The 17757-nt window shown below is 64.7% G+C and carries 17 protein-coding genes; 5 read left to right on the top strand and 12 right to left on the bottom strand.

Annotation, left to right across the window (positions count from 1 at the left end; all coding sequences use genetic code 11):
* The 9 genes from HWX55_RS10705 to HWX55_RS10665 all read right to left on the bottom strand — a co-directional run bounded on the left by HWX55_RS10705 (position 1) and on the right by HWX55_RS10665 (position 11475).
* The gene (locus HWX55_RS10705; RefSeq protein WP_175975557.1) at positions 1 to 1896 is read right to left on the bottom strand and encodes an extracellular solute-binding protein; all 1896 of its coding nucleotides are present in this window, start codon (positions 1894 to 1896) and stop codon (positions 1 to 3) included.
* Between the two features lie 240 nt (positions 1897 to 2136).
* Positions 2137 to 4962, bottom strand: a complete 2826-nt coding sequence (locus HWX55_RS10700) for a TonB-dependent receptor (RefSeq protein ID WP_175975556.1) — start codon at positions 4960 to 4962, stop codon at positions 2137 to 2139.
* A 354-nt stretch (positions 4963 to 5316) separates the two neighbouring features.
* Positions 5317 to 5892, bottom strand: coding sequence for a cupin domain-containing protein (locus HWX55_RS10695; RefSeq protein WP_175975555.1), 576 nt, complete (start codon positions 5890 to 5892; stop codon positions 5317 to 5319).
* A gap of 307 nt (positions 5893 to 6199) precedes the next feature.
* On the bottom strand, positions 6200 to 7390 hold the full coding sequence (locus tag HWX55_RS10690) for a tetratricopeptide repeat protein (RefSeq protein WP_175975554.1): 1191 nt from the start codon (positions 7388 to 7390) through the stop codon (positions 6200 to 6202).
* Positions 7391 to 7406: 16 nt separating this feature from the next.
* On the bottom strand, positions 7407 to 7838 hold the full coding sequence (locus HWX55_RS10685) for a biopolymer transporter ExbD (protein WP_069620775.1): 432 nt from the start codon (positions 7836 to 7838) through the stop codon (positions 7407 to 7409).
* An 81-nt stretch (positions 7839 to 7919) separates the two neighbouring features.
* Positions 7920 to 8342, bottom strand: coding sequence for a biopolymer transporter ExbD (locus HWX55_RS10680; RefSeq protein WP_069620776.1), 423 nt, complete (start codon positions 8340 to 8342; stop codon positions 7920 to 7922).
* 20 nt (positions 8343 to 8362) lie between these two features.
* Complete coding sequence (locus HWX55_RS10675; protein ID WP_124640114.1) at positions 8363 to 9268, bottom strand: MotA/TolQ/ExbB proton channel family protein; 906 nt, start codon at positions 9266 to 9268, stop codon at positions 8363 to 8365.
* 86 nt (positions 9269 to 9354) lie between these two features.
* On the bottom strand, positions 9355 to 10056 hold the full coding sequence (locus HWX55_RS10670; RefSeq protein WP_050015453.1) for an energy transducer TonB: 702 nt from the start codon (positions 10054 to 10056) through the stop codon (positions 9355 to 9357).
* A gap of 930 nt (positions 10057 to 10986) precedes the next feature.
* On the bottom strand, positions 10987 to 11475 hold the full coding sequence (locus HWX55_RS10665) for a YbaK/EbsC family protein (RefSeq protein ID WP_050015455.1): 489 nt from the start codon (positions 11473 to 11475) through the stop codon (positions 10987 to 10989).
* Positions 11476 to 11932: 457 nt separating this feature from the next.
* Between HWX55_RS10665 and HWX55_RS10660 the strand changes: the two genes are divergently transcribed.
* Positions 11933 to 12226, top strand: coding sequence for a YciI-like protein (locus HWX55_RS10660; protein ID WP_050015457.1), 294 nt, complete (start codon positions 11933 to 11935; stop codon positions 12224 to 12226).
* A 40-nt stretch (positions 12227 to 12266) separates the two neighbouring features.
* Here the strand turns inward: HWX55_RS10660 and corA are convergent, their stop codons facing one another.
* A complete protein-coding gene (gene corA, locus HWX55_RS10655) occupies positions 12267 to 13244 on the bottom strand; it encodes a magnesium/cobalt transporter CorA (RefSeq protein ID WP_050015565.1) in 978 nt (325 codons plus the stop codon).
* Positions 13245 to 13444: 200 nt separating this feature from the next.
* Between corA and cydX the strand changes: the two genes are divergently transcribed.
* Together cydX and HWX55_RS10645 are read left to right on the top strand one after the other, a co-directional pair.
* The gene (gene cydX, locus HWX55_RS10650; RefSeq protein ID WP_063772904.1) at positions 13445 to 13591 is read left to right on the top strand and encodes a cytochrome bd-I oxidase subunit CydX; all 147 of its coding nucleotides are present in this window, start codon (positions 13445 to 13447) and stop codon (positions 13589 to 13591) included.
* Positions 13588 to 14205 carry an ATP-binding protein gene (locus tag HWX55_RS10645; RefSeq protein WP_175975553.1) on the top strand — a complete coding sequence of 206 codons (618 nt, stop codon included), beginning with the start codon at positions 13588 to 13590 and terminating at the stop codon, positions 14203 to 14205. The genes cydX and HWX55_RS10645 overlap by 4 nt, the downstream gene beginning before the upstream one ends.
* Positions 14206 to 14326: 121 nt before the next feature.
* Here HWX55_RS10645 and HWX55_RS10640 read toward each other — a convergent pair whose 3' ends face one another.
* Positions 14327 to 15427, bottom strand: a complete 1101-nt coding sequence (locus tag HWX55_RS10640; RefSeq protein WP_006481527.1) for a saccharopine dehydrogenase C-terminal domain-containing protein — start codon at positions 15425 to 15427, stop codon at positions 14327 to 14329.
* Between the two features lie 480 nt (positions 15428 to 15907).
* Entirely contained in the window at positions 15908 to 16372 is a 465-nt protein-coding gene (locus HWX55_RS10635) for an Lrp/AsnC family transcriptional regulator (RefSeq protein WP_006481526.1), read from the bottom strand.
* 247 nt (positions 16373 to 16619) lie between these two features.
* Between HWX55_RS10635 and HWX55_RS10630 the strand changes: the two genes are divergently transcribed.
* Both HWX55_RS10630 and HWX55_RS10625 read left to right on the top strand, forming a co-directional pair.
* On the top strand, positions 16620 to 17171 hold the full coding sequence (locus tag HWX55_RS10630) for a Spy/CpxP family protein refolding chaperone (RefSeq protein ID WP_050015462.1): 552 nt from the start codon (positions 16620 to 16622) through the stop codon (positions 17169 to 17171).
* 133 nt (positions 17172 to 17304) lie between these two features.
* Positions 17305 to 17736, top strand: a complete 432-nt coding sequence (locus HWX55_RS10625) for a PGDYG domain-containing protein (RefSeq protein ID WP_124556894.1) — start codon at positions 17305 to 17307, stop codon at positions 17734 to 17736.
* Positions 17737 to 17757 lie beyond the last annotated feature (21 nt).

Genomic DNA, 17757 nt, shown 5'->3' with positions numbered 1-17757 from the left:
TCAGGCCGCCGCGGCGGGTTGTGGCCGTGCTACCGGCTTCTTCACGTACCAGTAGTCGATGATCCAGTCCTCGTACTGATAGGAAGCCGGCACGACCGGCGGATGGCCGAGCGTCGTCTTGTACGCGATCCGCGCGTTCGGCATGTAGTACTGCGGAACGAGCACGTACAGGTTGATCAGCACGCGGTCGAGCGCGTGCGTGGCCGTCTCGAGATCGTCGAGCGTATTGGCCGCGAGCGCCGCGCGGATCAGCGCATCGACGGCCTTCGACTTCACGCCCGGATAGTTCTCCGAGCCGGGCTGCGACGCGGCCTCGCTGCCGAAACGACGCGTCAGCTCCGCGCCGGGGATCGTCACGGGCGAGTAGATATACGTCGTCATGTCGTACTCGAAATTGTCGAGCCGCTTCTGGTAGAGCGCGCTGTCGATCTCGTGCAGGTACGCATGGATGCCGAGCGTCGCGAGCGCCTGCGTGTACGGCAGGATCAGGCGATCCATGCCGGGCTGGTCGTCGATGATCTCGATCGACATCGGCGTGCCGTTCGCGTCGCGCAGCGCGCCGTCCCGGTAGTGCCAGCCGGCCTGCGCGAGCAGGTCGCGCGCTTGCCTGAGGTTCGCGCGCAGTGAGCCCGGCGGCAGCGTCGACGGCTGCTTGACCATCGGGCCGAACACCTCCGGCGGCAGCGTCGAGCGGTACGGTTCGAGCAGCGCGAGCTCCTTCGCGCTCGGCATGCCGGACGCGGCGAACGGGCTCGCGTCCCAGAAGCTGTTGGTGCGGCGGTACTGCCCGTAGAACATCATCCGGCTCATCCAGTCGAAGTCGAATGCCAGCGCAAGCGCGTGCCGCACGCGCACGTCCTGGAACATCGGCTTGCGCAGGTTCATCAGGAAGCCCTGCATCTGCGCGGGGCCGTCCGGGAACTCGCCCCTCTTCAGCATGCCGTTGCCGAAATTCTTGCCGACGTACTTGCGCGCCCACTGCGTCGAGCTGTACTCCATCCGCGCGTCGACATCGCCGGCCTTGAACGCCTCGAGCGCCGTGTACTGGTCGAGATACAGCTTGAACGACACGCGCGCGAAACGGAACATCCCGCGCCGCGACGGCAGGTTCGCGGCCCAGTAGTGCGGGTTGCGCACGTACGCGATCTGCTTGTCGTTCCTGCGCTGCTCGATCAGGTACGCGCCGCTCGCGATCGGCGGCACGTTCGCGATCTGGTCGAACGGCGGCCGCGTACCGTCCGCGCGCTGCCCCCACTTCGGCGAGAACACCGGCAGGTCGCCCGCGATCAGCGCGGCGTCGCGCTCCGCGTGCCTGAACTCGAAGCGGATCGTGTGACCGTCGACGACCACCGCGCGCCGGATGATCGAGAACTGCGCGTTGTACAGCGGCGACGCCTGCGGGCTCGTCAGCGTATCGAACGAATACTTGACGTCGGCCGCGGTGATCGGGTCGCCGTTCGAGAAGCGCGCGGCCGGGTTGATGTGGAACGTGGCCGACTGCCCGTCGGGCGCCACCTCGACGTCGTCGGCGATCAGCGCGTATTCGGACGCGAGCTCGTCCCAGCTGCGCTGCATCAGCGTGTCGAACATCAGGTTCTTGATGTCGGGTGCGGGCGAGCCGCGGGTCAGAAACGGGTTGAGAGAGTCGTAGCTCTGTGCCTGATCGTAGTTCTCGAAGTTGAGCGTGCCGTCATTCGGCGCGTCGGGATCGGCATAATCGAAATGCGTAAAATTGACCAGGTACTTGGGCTGGTCGTATTGCGCGATCGCCGACACCGCGATCGCCGACACCGCGAGCGCCGCACGTGGCATGGCGCTACCCGACACGAGCAGCACGGCGCATGCGAACAGCGCCGCGCGCGGCACGCCTGCCCATCGCCATTTCAACAGTTTCATGGTCCGTCTGTCCGAAAGCGTGCGGGCGCGATGCCTGCGCGCGGTAGATTCCTGTGCAGGTTGCCGCGTGCCACCTGCATCCCACTGGTTGTTCGTGTTGAAAACGATCCTGCGAACTGCATCGCCGCACGTCCCGGTTGCAGGCCGTCGTGGCGCCAGGCGAAAAAGGGCCGCTCCAAAAAATGGGGAGGTGGACGTGGAGCGGCCGGTCTAAAGCCCATCAGTGCATCGCCATCGCCATCAGAACTTGTAGGTCGCGCCAACCTGCGCGAATCGGCCGACATACGTGTACAGCGACGTGTCGTAGCCCGTCTGGTAGCTCGCGTTCATATAAACCGGGTCGAACGGCGGTGCACGATTGAAGATGTTGTCGATGCCCGCGTAGATCGTCCAGTGCTTGAAGCCGGTGTAGCTGACCATCAGGTTGAACTGGCTGTACGAAGCCACGCTGTCCTGCATGTTCGGATATTGGCCCGGCGACAGGATGGCCTGGCTATACGGTCCCGTGAACATCCACGTCAACGTCGCGTTCCATTGGTTGTGGTAGTTCCAGTTCAGACTCGTGTTGCCCTTCCAGCGCGGGAAGCTGCCGCCGAACGGCTCGTTCAGCGAACCGTTGTTGCCCGCGAAGTCGGTCGTCTCGCCGCCCACCGGCATCTTGAAGTGCCATACGTAGGCCCAGTCACCCGACAGCGTGAAAGTACCGATCTTGGTCGACACCGATTGACGGAAGGTGGTCTCGAAGCCGTCCGTATCGAGCGACGACAGGTTCATATACGGCAGCAGCACATACGCGATCGAGCCGTTCGGGTTACGGATCACCTTCGACGGATCATTCTGGTCGACCACCGTCTGGATGTCTTCCGTGCCAATCACGTTGTCGATGTGGATCTTGTACCAGTCGAAGCCGAAATCGGTATTGCGGGTGGGCGACAGCTGGAAGCCGATGTTGTAGTTCTTGGTCCGCTCCGGCTGCAGCTTGCTGTTACCGGTCTGCACTTCCTCGACGAGGTTGTATGCGTTCGGGTTGTTAGGATCGTTCGCATCGACCGCGCCCTGCGCGCCGTAGGTCCGCGACGAGGTGTTTTCGATCAGCGTCGGTGCGCGGAAGCCACGGTTGTACGAACCGTACATCGTCAGCTCGCGGATCGGCTGGAAGCGCAACGCGAAGCGCGGCGAGAACGCGCCACCGAAGTCGCTGTAGTGGTCGTAGCGCCCGGACTGGCTGAACGTGAGGTTCTTCAGGATAGGAATGTCGATCTGGTAGTAGACCGCCGCGACGTTGCGCTCCCCGTTGACCGATTGCAGCGACGGCTGAATGAGCGTGCCATTCGCGTAGTCCGCGCCCGTACCGATGTACTGGCTCTGGTGCGTGAATTGCGTACCGAGACCCAGGCCGACGTTACCCGTGGGCAACGTGAACAGGTTCGGCGTCGACAGCGTCGCGTCGACAGCATCGAGCTTCGTGATGGCCTGTGTCGACGTGCTTCCGTACAGTCCGTTCAACCCGTTCGGTGTCGACGATGGATTGGCGAAGTCGAACACGCCGTTCTGGACGATATTTTCCAGTGCGGCCGCGTTGATCAGGTTCGAATAGTTGTTCGACACCGTGTCCTGCGAATGCGTGTAGGACGCCGTCCAGTCCCAATCCCCCACGCGCGGCGTGCTGAACGAGCCTTTCACGCCCGTCGCGGCACGCCAGAAGTTGGAACTCGTATGCACGGCCTGCGCGGCCGGGAATGCGTAGACCAGTTTGGCCGGCACGCCAAACGGGTTATACGGGTTGCTGCCCGGCACAAGGTTCGAAATCGGCGTGAGACCGCCCGTTGCCGGATCATAGGTCTGCGCGCTGTTGCCGAGGCGGCCGACGAAGTTGTTCGTGACCGTCGTATTGTTGCTTTCCCAGAGATCGGCGAACGCCTGCATCGCGTCGTTGATCTTGAAGTCGGCGTGCACCTTCGCGCTCAGGCGTTCAGTCCACGGCGACAGCGACGATGCGTACGCGGTGTTGTTTGCGCAGACCGTGCCGGGACCGTTGACCTGCGCGACGGAGCCGCCCGGCACGGCCTGGCCTCCGTTCGGACACGGGCTCAGCGGCACCTTCGCGCCGGTGGTCGGATTGCGCCAGTAGGAGACGCTCTGGTTCGACAAGCCGCCCGGGAAATTGGAGAAGTTCTGGTTCTGCGTCGTGTCGCGATCGGCGATCGAGATGCCGTTCGACTTGTAGTAGCTGGCCGCCGCCGTCACGTTGAAGCGGTCGGCGTTCAGGTCGCCGAAGCCGCCGAGGATGCTGAACTTCGTCGTGCCCTGACCGCCTTCACCGTTCGTCGCGCCACCGTAGCTGCCCCCCAATTCAAGACCCTGAAAGTTTTTCTTCGTGATGATGTTGACCACGCCCGCGATTGCGTCGGAACCATACTGAGACACCGCGCCTGTCTTGACAATTTCGATACGGTCGATGATGTTGAGCGGCAGCGTGTTCAGGTCGAAGAATTGATCGCTGCCGTTCACTGCGAACGCATACGGCGACACCCGCATGCCGTCGATCAGCACCAGCGTGTATTTCTCGCTGAGGCCGCGCAGCGCGATACCTGCGCCGCCCGGCGCGAAGCTGTTCGTCGAGCCCTCGCTCCAGCTGCTTGCCGAGTTAGCCGAGGTGCTGCGCAGGTAGTCAGCGACGCTGGTCTGGCCGCTGTTCTCGATGTCCTTGCTCGTGACGGTCTGAACCTGGTTGAAGCCGACCTTGTCGGCCTGCCGGATCAGCGAACCGGTCACTTCGAACCGCTTGATCTGCGCGACCTTGCCCTGTCCGTTCGCGCCGGGCGTGGCAGGCGTCGCCTCGGCTGCCGCACCAGACGCCGAGGCGCCCGTGGCAGCGACAGCGCTCGCCGCACCGTCCGCCTGTGCAACGATCATCGGTGCGCCGTTCGCGACCGCATCCGCGATCGATGCGGCGCCCGGCGCCGGCTGGCTCTGGGCGAACGCAGGCGGCGCCAGCGCGGCCGTCAGCGCCAGTTCCGCCCAGACTATCCTCTTGATGGCCAACGCCAAAATTCTCTGCTTCATCTTGTTCCCTCTCGCTCGTAGTAAGACCCCGCCTGCTGCGTGCCGGAACCTTGTGAATTCCTTGCGCGTCCTGGGTGCCCGTCTAACGGAACCCGCGATAGCCACTCTTCCGACTGCCGTGACTCGAACGGATCGGCCTCAGGGGCACCCGTGCCGCTCGGCATCACCATCTCTATATATTTCGATTCGTGCTACTTACTACATGTCCTGAGCGCGCTTCCTGCTACTTCCGATTCGAGGGATGGCGAGCCCAGCTCCGCCGTCGACGAAAATGCTCGTGCACCATACTGCGTGCTCCCTTCCATCGATCGGGTACTTCTCCTGCATCGCGGCGTGCAGCACCTGCCGCCTCCGCTAGAACAGCCGCGGCGTACCGACCCAGACGATCACCGCCTCTTCGTCGGCCGTGTTGTGCCACGCATGCGGCAGCGTCGACTCGTAGTGCGCGGTGTCGCCCGCACTCAACACGAACGTGCAATCCTCCAGCGTGAGCACAACCCTTCCGCGCATCACGTAGAGAAACTCCTCCCCCGCATGCGTCGTCACTTCCGACGGCGACTGCCCCACCGGTATCCTGACGAGAATCGCGTCGAGCTTGCGACCGTCCACCAGATTGGTCAGCCGCGCAAAGGAGCTCGCCGAGTTCGCGAACTGGAAATACTGCAATGCGTCGCCGCGGCACACCGAGCGCGCCTCGGTCGGCGTGTCGATGAAGTACTGCATCGTCACGCCGAGCGCCTTCGCGATTCGGACCAGCGACGTGATCGACGGCGTCGCGCGTCCGCGCTCGACCTGCGACAGGAATGGCTTCGAGATCCCTGCCGTCGTGGCCGCTTCGTCGAGCGTGAGTTTCAGCCGCTGCCGAAGCGCGCGGATCTTGTTGCCGAGCGAAACCGCGACGAGCACCGATTCATCGGGAGGCAAGACCATGGAAGAACGGACCCTCTCAATCGAAATCGGTTTGATGTCGGCAGGCCTTGTCCGACGCCATGAGGCTGCCGCCGCAGCGCGAGGCTGAGCGGCCCTTCGCCGCCGCGCGCACGTCGCACGCGGCGCGAAACGGGATGCCCGATTCGTGGTCGCGCGATTCTCGCTCATTTCATTCGGTTTACTAATTAACAAGGCTGCCCCTTTTACCCGTCCAGTCAGACTTCCCTGCCTTCAGGTGGCCGCAATGGCACGTATATGCCGTACGGCGCCCATCCCGCCTCTGCCCCCTGCGTCCGCCGGCGTCGCCTTACCGCGACGCGACAACCGCCCAGAGCTTCGCCAGATCCGCCGATCCGTCGGTACCCTTCACCGTGCGCAGCACCTGGACCGCGTGCGCCTTCTGGCCCGCCACGTAGTACGCCTCGCCGAGCCGCAGCCGCGCCGCATCGGGATGCTCGAGCCCGCCCTTCGCGATCGCCTGCTCCATCATCGACAGCCCCTGCGCCGCGTGGCCCGCGAACACCAGATTCATGCCGGCGTCGATCGGCAACACCGGATCGGCGGCGTCCGCGCCCGACTGCGCGCGCTTCGCGGCCAGCGCCTGCAGCCGTTTCTCGCGGTCCGCCTGTGCATCCTTGCCCAGCACGCCGGATGCGAAACCCTGGTCGATCACCTGCCGGCCTTCGGCCGGCGTGCCCGCCACCAGCGCGAGCTGCGTCATCTCCATATAGGCGTCGGCCGTCGTCAGCGAGCCCGTCGCCCTGCGCAGCCGGTAGATGTCGAGGTCGAGCGACGACAGGTAACCGGGGCTGCCGCGAATCGCCGAGACCATTTCCTCCCAGTACGCGGGGCTCGGATGATAAGCCACCAGCATGGCGAGCGCGCTGCGATACGCACCGGCATCCTTGCTCTTTTGCGCGCAGGTCGCGAGCATCTGCAACTGCCCTTCGTCGGGCGCGCGGCCGGCCTTCACCTGTGCGTCCGCGCTTGCCTTCAACTGGCTCACGACCTGGCCGCAATCGTTCGACAGGTAATACGATTGCGTGAGCAGCGTACGCATTTCCGGATCCGTGCCGCCCGCCTTCAGGTAGCGCTGCGCGATTCGGATCGCCTGCGGATAGTTCTTCTGCTGGAAGTAGATCCCCGCGAGCGCCGCCGTCGTCCGCTGCTCGTCCTCGCCCGACAGGCGCCCCGAATTCAGCACGGTTTCGTAGGCCTGCGCGGCCACGCCCGTATCGCCGGCCGCCATCGCCGCCGCGCCGCGCGTCGCTTCAACCATGTAGGTTTCATACGGCGTGCGGTTGGGCACGGCGGCCGCCTGCGCGATCTTGCCGAGCGCGTCGCGATACTTGTGCGCGCGATACAGGTCCTGCGCCGCCGCCAGCGGCTTCGCCACATCGGGCCGCAACGCGTCGGCCGCCCACGCCGGCCGGCCGAGCAAGCAAGCCGCACCGAGCGCCGTCAGCGCCATCATCCGTTTCCATCGTCGCTGGTTCATCGGTCGATCTGTCCCGTCATTGCATGAACTGCTCGTTTCCGATCAGGCCGATCTTCGTCGCGCCCACGCGCTGCGCGGACGCCAGTACGGCCGCCACGTCCTTGTACGGCGCCAGCTTGTTCGGCCGCAGATGGATCTCCGCCTGCACGGGCTCGTGCGCGACCTGCGTCAGCTTCGCCTCGAGTGCCGCGCGGTCCGGCACCGGCGCACCGTTCCACGTCGTCGTGCCGTCGAAGTCGATGTCGATCTGCACGACTTCCGGCTGTGTGGCGGGCGGCGGCGGATTGCCCACCGGCAGGTCCATCTTCACCGAATGCATCTGGATCGGGATCGTGATGATCAGCATGATCAGCAGTACCAGCATCACGTCGATCAGCGGCGTGGTGTTGATGTCGACCATCACGTCCGGCTCGCTGCCGCCCCCGCCCGAAGGCACGTTCATTCCCATCGTCTGCTCCTGTCGATGCCTGCTCCGATCCGCTGCGTCGCCGTCGATCGGCAGCGGCGCGTATGCCGTTCCCACGCAACGTTAACCACCACGCGCCGGCGGTTCCGTAATGAACGACACCTTCGCGATACCCGCGCGCTCGCACATCGTGATGACCCGGCCAATGAACTCGTAGCGCGTGTTCTGGTCGCCGCGCACGTGCACGCTCGGCTGCGGCTGCTGCTGCGACACCCCCTTCAGCTTCGCGAGCAACGCCGACGCGTCCACCCGTTGCTCGCCCCAGAAGAAATCGCCGTCGCGGTTCACCGCGATCTCGACGCTCTTCGGCGTGGTCTGCAGCGGCTGCACGACCTCTTTCGGCAACTGCAGCTGGATCGTGTGCGTGACGACCGGAATCGTGATCAGGAAGATGATCAGCAACACCAGCATCACGTCGACGAGCGGCGTCGTGTTGATGTTCGCGATCACCTCGTCGCTTTCGTCCTGCCCGACGTTCATGCCCATCGCGCGCCTCCGTCAGCCGGTCAGTTCACGAGCGACGCGGCGGCCGACGGCACGCGAGCGGGACGCTTGCTGCCGGCCAGCAGCACGGTATGCAGCTGGGCGCCGAAGTTGCGCACCCGCTCCATCACCGACTTGTTGCGCCGGACCAGGAAGTTGTAGCCGAGTACGGCAGGCACCGCGACCGCGAGGCCGATCGCCGTCATGATGAGCGCCTCGCCCACCGGGCCGGCGACCTTGTCGATCGACGCCTGCCCCGCGATGCCGATCGCCGTCAGCGCGTGATAGATCCCCCAGACCGTGCCGAACAGCCCGACGAACGGCGCGGTCGAGCCGACCGTCGCGAGGAACGCGAGCCCGTCCTGCATGCGGTTCGACACGTTCGTGATCGAGCGTTCGACGGACACGTCGATCCACGTGTTGCGGTCCACCGCTTCGAGCAGCGCCTCGTCGTGATGCTCGCCCGCCTCGATCGCCGTTTCGGCGATGAAGCGGAACGGCGACGCCTCGTCGAGCAGCTTCGCGCCCTCGGCCAGAGACGGCGCGCTCCAGAGCTGCGCGTCGGCGAGTTTCGCGCGGCGGTTAGCCCGCAACTGCTCGACGAACTTCGTGATCATGATGTACCAGCTCCCCATCGACATGATCACGAGCAGGATCAGCACGAAGCGCGCGACGAAGTCGCCGTTCTTCCAGAGCGCGCCGAGCCCGTACGGATTCTCGACCGCTTCGGTCGCGGCCGGCGCCGGCGGCGGGGCCGACTCGGCGGCGGCGGGCGCCTGCGTCGACGCCGCGGCCTGTGTCGACGCGTCGGATGTCGCCGTGGCTCCGCTCGCTTGCGCGTAAGCGAGTTGCGGCGCAACGAGCCCGTCGATCGCAGCGACGGACATCAACAGGCTTGCCGCCAGCGCGGCCAGAGAACGTTTCGTCATACCCCACTCCAATTCTTTCGTTGAACTTACGATTTGAGTTCAAGCCGGTTTTCCCCGGCCCGGCTCCCGCCGGACCGCCCACTGCATCAATTCAGATTGAACGAGAACGGCACCTGGACCCGCACCGCCTGGCCTTGCGCCACGCATTTGAAGCGCTTCACGGTGTTGTAGGCCGCGCGATCGAGCACCGGGTCGGCCGACTGGGCCACGCGTTCGTTCGTGATGTTCCCTTCCGCATCCACGACGAACTCGATCGTCACGTCGCCCGTGATGTTGTTTTCCTGCGCTTCCTTCGGGTACTGCATCGACGCGCGAATCGAGTCCGAATTCGGGCAGACGACCCCGACTTCGTGACTGACCGGCTTGGCCGGCGCGGGCGGTGCGATGACCGGCGCCTGCACGGCCGGCGCGGACGGCGCCGGGGCCGACTGGTGCGTAATCGTCGCCTGCTGCGGGGGCGCCTGCACCGGCACTTCGGGCGGCGGCACGAACGGCGGCGGCGGCGGCGCGAACTTCGGCGGCGGAAGCTTGACGACCGGCATCGGCGGGGGCGGCGGCGGCTTCACCGGCTCGATGATGCGGGTTTCGATCGGATGCTGGATCACCTGCACGACCTTGGTCGCGAGGCCGTTGAGCAATGCGTAGATCAGCACTGCATGCAACAGGAGGACGACTGCGATGCCGCCGAAACGGCGCACCGGATTCTGCTGCTTCTTGCCGAATTCCCGCGGACGGCCCAGCGTGGCCAGTCCGCTGTTCGAAGCAACCAGATGCTCTTCGACTTTCATGCCCACTATCCTTCCCCCAAGCGAATCGCCCAGTTTCGCGATGATGGCCGGCGCCGGAACCGGGTCGGTTCCGTCTCCGCCTCAACCCGAAATTTCATTTTTAATTCAATTGGTAATCCGAATTGAAAGCATCGAATCCGGATCCCGATTTATGCAATTTCAAGGAATCGTTTCAACCGCAACGGGATAGCCGCCCTATCCGGCGTCTACCGCGAAGCAGCTCATTCAGGCAATTGTCAGCTGCGTCGACACAGGCACACTTTTCGTATGACGATTGGATCTTCGTTACACGCCGATGTCAGCCAAGCCGTTCGTCTTGGGTGCAGAAGATAGCAAGGAAAAAATTTGGGCGTCAAACTTTATTTGATAGCCGAATACAAAGTTTGGAGGCATTACTCGAATAACGAGTTAGTAAACTTCATGAATCATTTTTCATTGATTTAGTAATTGATTTGTATGGTATCGCACTCATTTAGTGACTTGCGAATAAATAATCACCAGTTTAGTGCGGTGCACCGAATTGGCCCGCTCGGTGCGCGTGTTGCCGGATGTGTTTCGTTGGCGCGCCCGGCGACGGCAGCCGATGAACCCCTGCCGCGCATGCATACCGTGCGAGGCCACAGCCCACGCATGCGGGGAACGGGCTTGCATCTGCGCGCAGGCTCTAGCCGATTCCACGGCGGCTCCGCGATGCTCGGATGGCGCTAGCATCGACCATATATCAAGGATTACAAATCAAAACAAATAGATCTCTCCGCTCGGCCGATTTCCATTCAATGATTCGTACAACCAATCTATTTTTCGACTAAGGACACCGCTGCATCAGCATGAATTCATTCCCCGCCCTCTGCGCGCACCGGCATCTCTCCCTCACCTAACCCGGCGAAAAATGCCCGCGCCCATCCTTCATCGACGAACGACCGGCATCGCTCAGGACAGCATCATCCCCTGCATCCGGTGCGAGAAATGCGCGCGCTCGGCCGTCTCCATCAGCATCAGGAATTCGTCCTGCGTCATGTGAATCAGCGCCTCATGATCGCCGGCCTCGAAATAGACTTCCGGCTGCTGCGCGAGGTGCTCCTCGAGGAACGTCTTCATCCCGTACGCCATGCACACCGGCGGCAGCGCGCCCATGTCGCAGTCCTTGAACAGCTCGCGCAATTCGACCTCGCGGGCGAGCACGAGATGGCGTCCCGTCTTCACCCAGAGATCCGACAGACGCACGGCGTGCGTCGTCGGCAGCACGGCGGCGACGTAACCCTCGGCGTCCTCGAGGAGCACGGTTTTCGCGAGGCGATCGCCGGGAATATGCGCGGCGGCGGCCGTCTCCATGCTCGTATGACTATAGGGGTGGTACACGACTTCGTACCGCGATGACTTCTGGCGCAGGCAATCCTGCAGGGTGGCTGAGACCGGCATGGCGCACCTCGTCTGGGCGAATCGGGTCAATCGGGCGAACGGCGTTCGCTCCGGATTCGTTCAGCATAGGTCGCATTTCGGCCCAATGGAAACGCTCGCGTGCGACGCCAGTCCACCCGGCCCGGCAGCCGCCGCCCTCCGTTTCCATCCGGGCCGCGCGCCCTCGCCGGCATGTGAAATCGGGCCCCGGAATACGTTCCGCAAACCCTCATTTCTGCAGACAGATTTTGGGCAGCGCGCACGTAGATGCGGTCGCGCCCGGCAATTAGCCGATGGTGAGAAACTCGACCGTTAGTTGCATTTCAGGAAGAACACCAGGATACCTGCCGGCACGCATCGTTCCGAAGCGAGCACCCCAATGCACGCGGGCCAACCCCGTCGCCAACGGCTTTCCCGGTGCCCTATACTGAGCCGGCCGCCCACCCTCCCGCGGCGGAAACCGACTCCTGGAGCGATCATGCATTACCAGTTGATCTACGAACTCGTCGACGATTACCTGTCGCGGCGCGACGCGTTCCGTGCGGAGCATCTCGCGCTCGCGCAGGCCGCGACCGAGCGCGGCGAACTCGTGCTCGCCGGCGCGCTGGCGGAGCCGGCCGATCAGGCCGTGCTCGTGTTCGAAGGCGATTCGCCGGAAGCGGCCGAATCGTTCGCGCGCGCCGATCCGTACGTGCAGAACGGCCTCGTGAAATCGTGGCGCGTGCGGCCGTGGCGCGTCGTGGTCGGCAAGCACGCGCCGCGTCCCGCGTGAAATCGGGCCGGCGCAAGCCCGTTATTAGCGTGAACAGGCCCTACAGCCACCCTGCCCGCTTGAAGCGCCACCACAGCGCGAGATCGGCGATGGCCATCACCGCGATGCAGCCGTAGAACCCGTATTTCAGGTGCAGCTCGGGCATGTTCGCGAAGTTCATCCCGTAGATGCCGGCGATCATCGTCGGTATCGCGAACAGCGCGGCGAACGAGCCGAGCCGCTTGGTCACCTCGTTCTCCGCGAGCGAAATCATCCCGAGGTTGACCTGGATCGCGGTGACGACCATCTCGCGGCGCCCTTCGATCGTCTTCACGATCCGCTGCAGATGGTCGTACACATCGCGGAAATAGGCCGCCATCCCGCTGCAGACCTGCGGCACGCGCCCGCCGGTGAGCTTCGCGAGCGGCTCCATCAGCGGCGCCGTGTGCTGGTACAACAGCACGAGCCGGCGCTTCAGCGAATAGAGATCCTCGATGATCGCGCGCGACGACGCGGGCGTCGCCTTCGCGAAGATACGATCCTCGAGTTCCTCGAGTTCGGCGCCGAGCGTTTCGAGGATCGGGAAATACCGGTCGACGACCTGGTCCATCAACGCGTAGAACACGAACGCCGAACCCTCCCGCAGCAGATGCGGCTCCCGCTCGCAGCGCTTGCGCACGTCGCGGAAATCGTGCTCGGTATGGTTGCGGATCGACAGCACGTAATTCGGGCCGACGAACACGTTCAGTTCGCCGACCTTGAATTCGCCGTCATCCTCGAGTTCGACGGTATGCAGCACCGCGAACAGCGAATCGCCGTATTCCTCGATCTTCGGCCGCTGATGCCCCTTGCGGGCGTCCTCGAGCGCAAGCTCGTGCAACCCGAATTCCTCGCCCATCAGGTCGATTTCCTCGGGCGTCGGATCCTTCAGCGCGACCCATACGAAGCATTCGGGCTTCGACACGTAATCGCTGATGGCGTCGATGTCGATATCGGCCAGCTTGCGGCCGTCCTGGTAAGCAGCGCAGTTGATCAGCATGTTGTCCACGATGTTGCGGTTTGCGCATCAGTTTACCGGTTTGCTGCACGGACGGCCCGGCTTGCGCGGTACGCCGATATTGGTCATGATCGTGCTGCGTGCGCCGCAGCACGCGCGTCGGGGCACGTCGACAGGCCCGCCGGGCCTGCGTTGCGCAATGCACAACGACCGTGCGACCCCACCGTCAAGGAGACAGACCTATGTGGTATTTCTCGTGGATACTCGGCATCGGCGTGGCGCTCGGCTTCGGCATCATCAACGCGATGTGGCTGGAAGCGGAAGTGTTCTCGCGCGGCGACAAGCGCAGCGACACGTCGCGCCAGGAGGCGGGGAGCCGGTATTCGTGACGCATCTCGTGTTCTTCTGCGGTCACGCCGGCACCGGCAAGACCACGCTCGCGAAGCGGCTCATCGGGCCGCTGATGCGCGCGACCGGCGAAGCGTTCTGCCTGCTCGACAAGGACACGCTGTACGGCCGCTACAGCGCGGCCGCGATGGGCGCGCTCACCGACGATCCGAACGACCGCGACAGCCCGCTCTACCTGAAGCATCTTCGCGATCCCGAATACCAGGGCCTGCTCGACACGGCCCGTGAAAATCTCGCGCTCGGCATCGGCGCGCTCGTCGTCGGCCCGCTGTCGCGCGAAGTGCGCGACCGGCGCATCCTCGATCGCGCATGGCTCGGCATCGCGCCCGACATCACGCTGACGGTCGTCTGGGTCCACACGTCGGAAGACGTCGCGCACCAGCGGATCGTCGCGCGCGCCAATCCGAACGATGCGTACAAGCTCGCGCATTGGGACGAATACCGGCAGCGCCGCTTCGTGCCGACCGGCCGCGAATGCGACGGCATCGTGATGTTCGACAACACCGCGCCGTCCGACGCGGACATCGACGCGCTGCTGTACCGCATCGTGCCGCCGCCGCAACCGGCGACGATCGTCCCGCCGCTGCCGGCCTGAGCGCGCCGCCCGGCGCCGTTCCCGCTTCTCCAAAAAAACAACGCCGGAAGCGCTGCTGCGCTCCCGGCGTCGTACGGCCCTCGTGCCGGAGATGGGCTGGCGAATCGTCTGATAACGACGGTCAGGCGACCGCGTGCACGCGCTCCATCGTGCCGCCGTCGTACAGCTTGCCGAAGCGGTTCGACAGGAACGCCTTCAACGACACCTTTTCCTGCGGGATGAAACCGCTCTGCGGCAGCTTCTTTTCGCGGAACAGATCGAGCACCGCGCACATCGCGCCGGCCGTCGTGATCTGGATCGCGCTCATGTGCATCCCGCACACGTCCTTCGCGAAGATCTTGCGCGTGAACACGTCCTGCACCAGCTGGCCGTCCTTCACGCCCGTCACCGTGACGAACACGAGCACGACGTCCTGCTTCGTCGACGGCACCGCGCGGCGCATGATCGACTTCAGCGTGTCGCGATCGGTCGACAGGCGCAGGTCTTCCAGCAGGAACTGCACGAGTTCGCGGTGGCCCGGGTAGCGCACCGACTTGTAGTCGAGCGTCTCGACCTTGCCCGACAGCGTCTCGCACAGCGTACCGAGGCCGCCCGACGTGTTGAACGCTTCGTATTCGGTGCCGTCGAGCGAGAAGTGCTCGAGGCCTTCGAGCGGCTGCACCCACTGCTTGCGGCCGTCGCGGATCGCTTCGCACGGCTGGCAGTATTCGTTGATCAGGCCGTCGACGCTCCACGTCAGGTTGTACTTCAGCGCGTTGGTCGGATATTCGGGCAGCGCGCCGACGCGCATCTTCACGTCGCGCACTTCGCTGAAGCCGTTCACGAGCTCGTGCGCGGCGATGCCGATGAAACCCGGCGCGAGGCCGCATTGCGGCATGAACGCGCGGTCGGAGCCGTCGGCCAGTTCGCGGATCGCATGGGTGGCGCGCACGTCTTCGGTCAGGTCGAAGTAGTGAACGCCCGCGGCCTTCGCGGCGGCGGCCACATTGACAGCGAGGTAGTAAGGCAGCGCGTTGACGAGCGCATCGAAGCCCTTCACCGCTTCGCGAATCGCATTCGCGTCGGCCGAGTCGACCCGTTGCGTCGCGATGCCTTCGCGCGACAGCTTCGCGAGCGCATCCGCGTCGCGGTCGAACGCGACGACTTCGTAGTCGCCCGTTTCGCGCAGCATGTGAGCAATGGTGTGGCCGATCAGACCTGCGCCGACGATGGCGATTTTCATGCGCTTATCTCCTGATGATGGGTTGGTGTGGTGGACGGCGTTGAGCCATGGACACAGTGTAGGGACGCTCAAAATCAGTTCCAAGACGAAGAATGATGCGAAACGACCTGTAGTTTCGACGTTATGACGATCCATTTCGTCTAAACGACCAATTCATCTAAAAATCGCGTAGAGGCGCTGTCGCGAACCGGCCGTTGGCGGTTGCGCATTGCGAGGAAGAAAACGAGGACACACCGCGTGACATCGGATGCACGCACTGACCATGCGTCAAGATGCAACACGCCGGTCAAAGCGGAATACGAAAGGAGATTCGGGAGAGATGCGCGAAGGGACGACCGCGGTCACCCGTGTCGATCATGAAGTACAACGAAGGCCAATACGAATGCGTACCCGTCGTCAAGCCGAGCACCTGTGACGCACCGCTCCCTGCGCCGTGCATGCACGCGCGCCGTCATGCACGGCGCCGCGTGCAGCAACAAGTCAGCCGCCGATCGTCCCGCGATCGATCTTGCGCGACAGGATGATCGACGTCGTCGTGCGCTCGACGCCTTCGAGCGTGCCGATCTGGTCGAGCAGATCGTTGAGCCGTTCGGGCGAATCGGCGCGCAGCCAGGCGACGTAGTCGTACTCGCCGCTCACCGCGCACAGCAGCTGGACTTCCGGCATCCGGTCGAGCTTGCGCAATACGTCCTTGCCGAACTTCGGCGTGAGGATGATGCCGACGTACGCATAGATGCTGGCGTCGAGCACGTCCTGCCCGAGTCGCACGCTGTACCCGGCGATCACGTTGGTGCGTTCGAGCCGCGCGATGCGCGCGACGACCGTCGTGCGCGCCACGTCGAGCTGGCGCGCGAGATCCGCGACGCTCGCGCGCGCATCGGCTTGCAGCAGCGCGACGAGCTGCCGGTCGAGATCGTCGAGTTGGTCGAGGCGGGGTGGACGCATGACGCTGGGCCGGCACGCACGTGCCGGCGGAGTGGAAAGTGACGCGATGATAGCGCCGAACGCCGGCGCGCCCAACCGGCATGGCCCGGATTCGAACCGTCGATTTCGATTCGTATCGGATGTAAGCAAGTGTCGCATTCACTGCCACCCCGCAGGCAACGTGCTACTAATAACGACGACGCGAGAGGCGCGCCGGCGGCAATGGCCGCCGCGCCCGCTCGCAAGACACCACCCCGGAGAGCCAACCATGAAGAAAATCTCGCTCACCCTCGCTACGCTCGTCGTTGCAGCCAGCGCATTCGCGCAAACCCCGGCGCAGCCGCAAGCACCGGCCCAGGCTCCGGCCACGACGGCCGCGGCATCGGCCCCGAGCGCCGAGCAGCGCGCGGCACGCCACGAAGCGCGCACCGAGCAGCGCATCAAGTACCTGCACGACCAGTTGAAGATCACGTCGGCGCAGGAGCCGCAATGGAAGACGTTCGCCGATACGATGCGCGACAACGGCGCCACGATGGGCCGCCTCTACAGCGAACGGATGGCCAAGCACGACGTGTCCGCACTCGACGACATCAAGCAGTATGCGGAACTGTCGCAGGCGAATGCCGACGGCGCGAAGAAGCTCGCCGACGCGTTCGCGCCGCTCTATGAGAGCTTCCCGGCCGAGCAGAAGGCGCTGGCCGACACGACCTTCCGCAGCTGGCTGCACCACGGCGGCGAGCACCACGGCAAGGGCAGGACGAAGGGCAAGGAAGGCAAGGCGGCCGCCGCACCGGCCGCGAGCGCGCCCGCGCAGCCCTGACGCGCCCCGCCGGCGCCGTGCCGGCCCGCTCGGGCCGAACGGCGCCGTGCCGCGATCGGCGACGGCGCGTCACACGGCGCGCCGAATTCGGGATAAGCTCCCGGCTTTTCCCGCTTTCCCGCCCTTCCCCGCCATGCTCGAACTCAAGCAACTCGATCTGCGTACCGATCCGCAGGCCCGTCGTGTCGTCAAGGACGAAACCGTCGCCGTGTCCTTCGCGGACGCCGACGGCGAACTGATGAGCCTCGAAGGCCCGAACCGTTACGTGACGGGCGACGCGCTGATCACCGGCTCGACCGGCGACCGCTGGGTCGTGTCGCGCGCGCGCTTCGACGCCAAATACCTGCCCGCCGATCCGGCGCTCGCGCACGGCGCAGCGGGCGCCTACCGCAACCGGCCGGCCGTCGTGCTCGCGCGCCGGATGGACGAACCGTTTACGATCGCCCGCTCGGAAAACGGCGACACGCTGCGCGGCGTGGCCGGCGACTGGGTGATGCAATACGCGCCCGGCGACTACGGCGTCGTGCAGGCGCAGCGCTTCGCGCAAGTCTACCGCGACGCGTAACGCGTCACGTGCCGGCACGCG

Source organism: Burkholderia sp. BCC1047 (genome assembly GCF_902833155.1).
Taxonomy (GTDB): Bacteria; Pseudomonadota; Gammaproteobacteria; order Burkholderiales; family Burkholderiaceae; genus Burkholderia; species Burkholderia sola.
The sequence above is the reverse complement of the archived record's forward strand: the minus strand, read 5'-3'. Positions and strand labels throughout refer to the sequence as shown.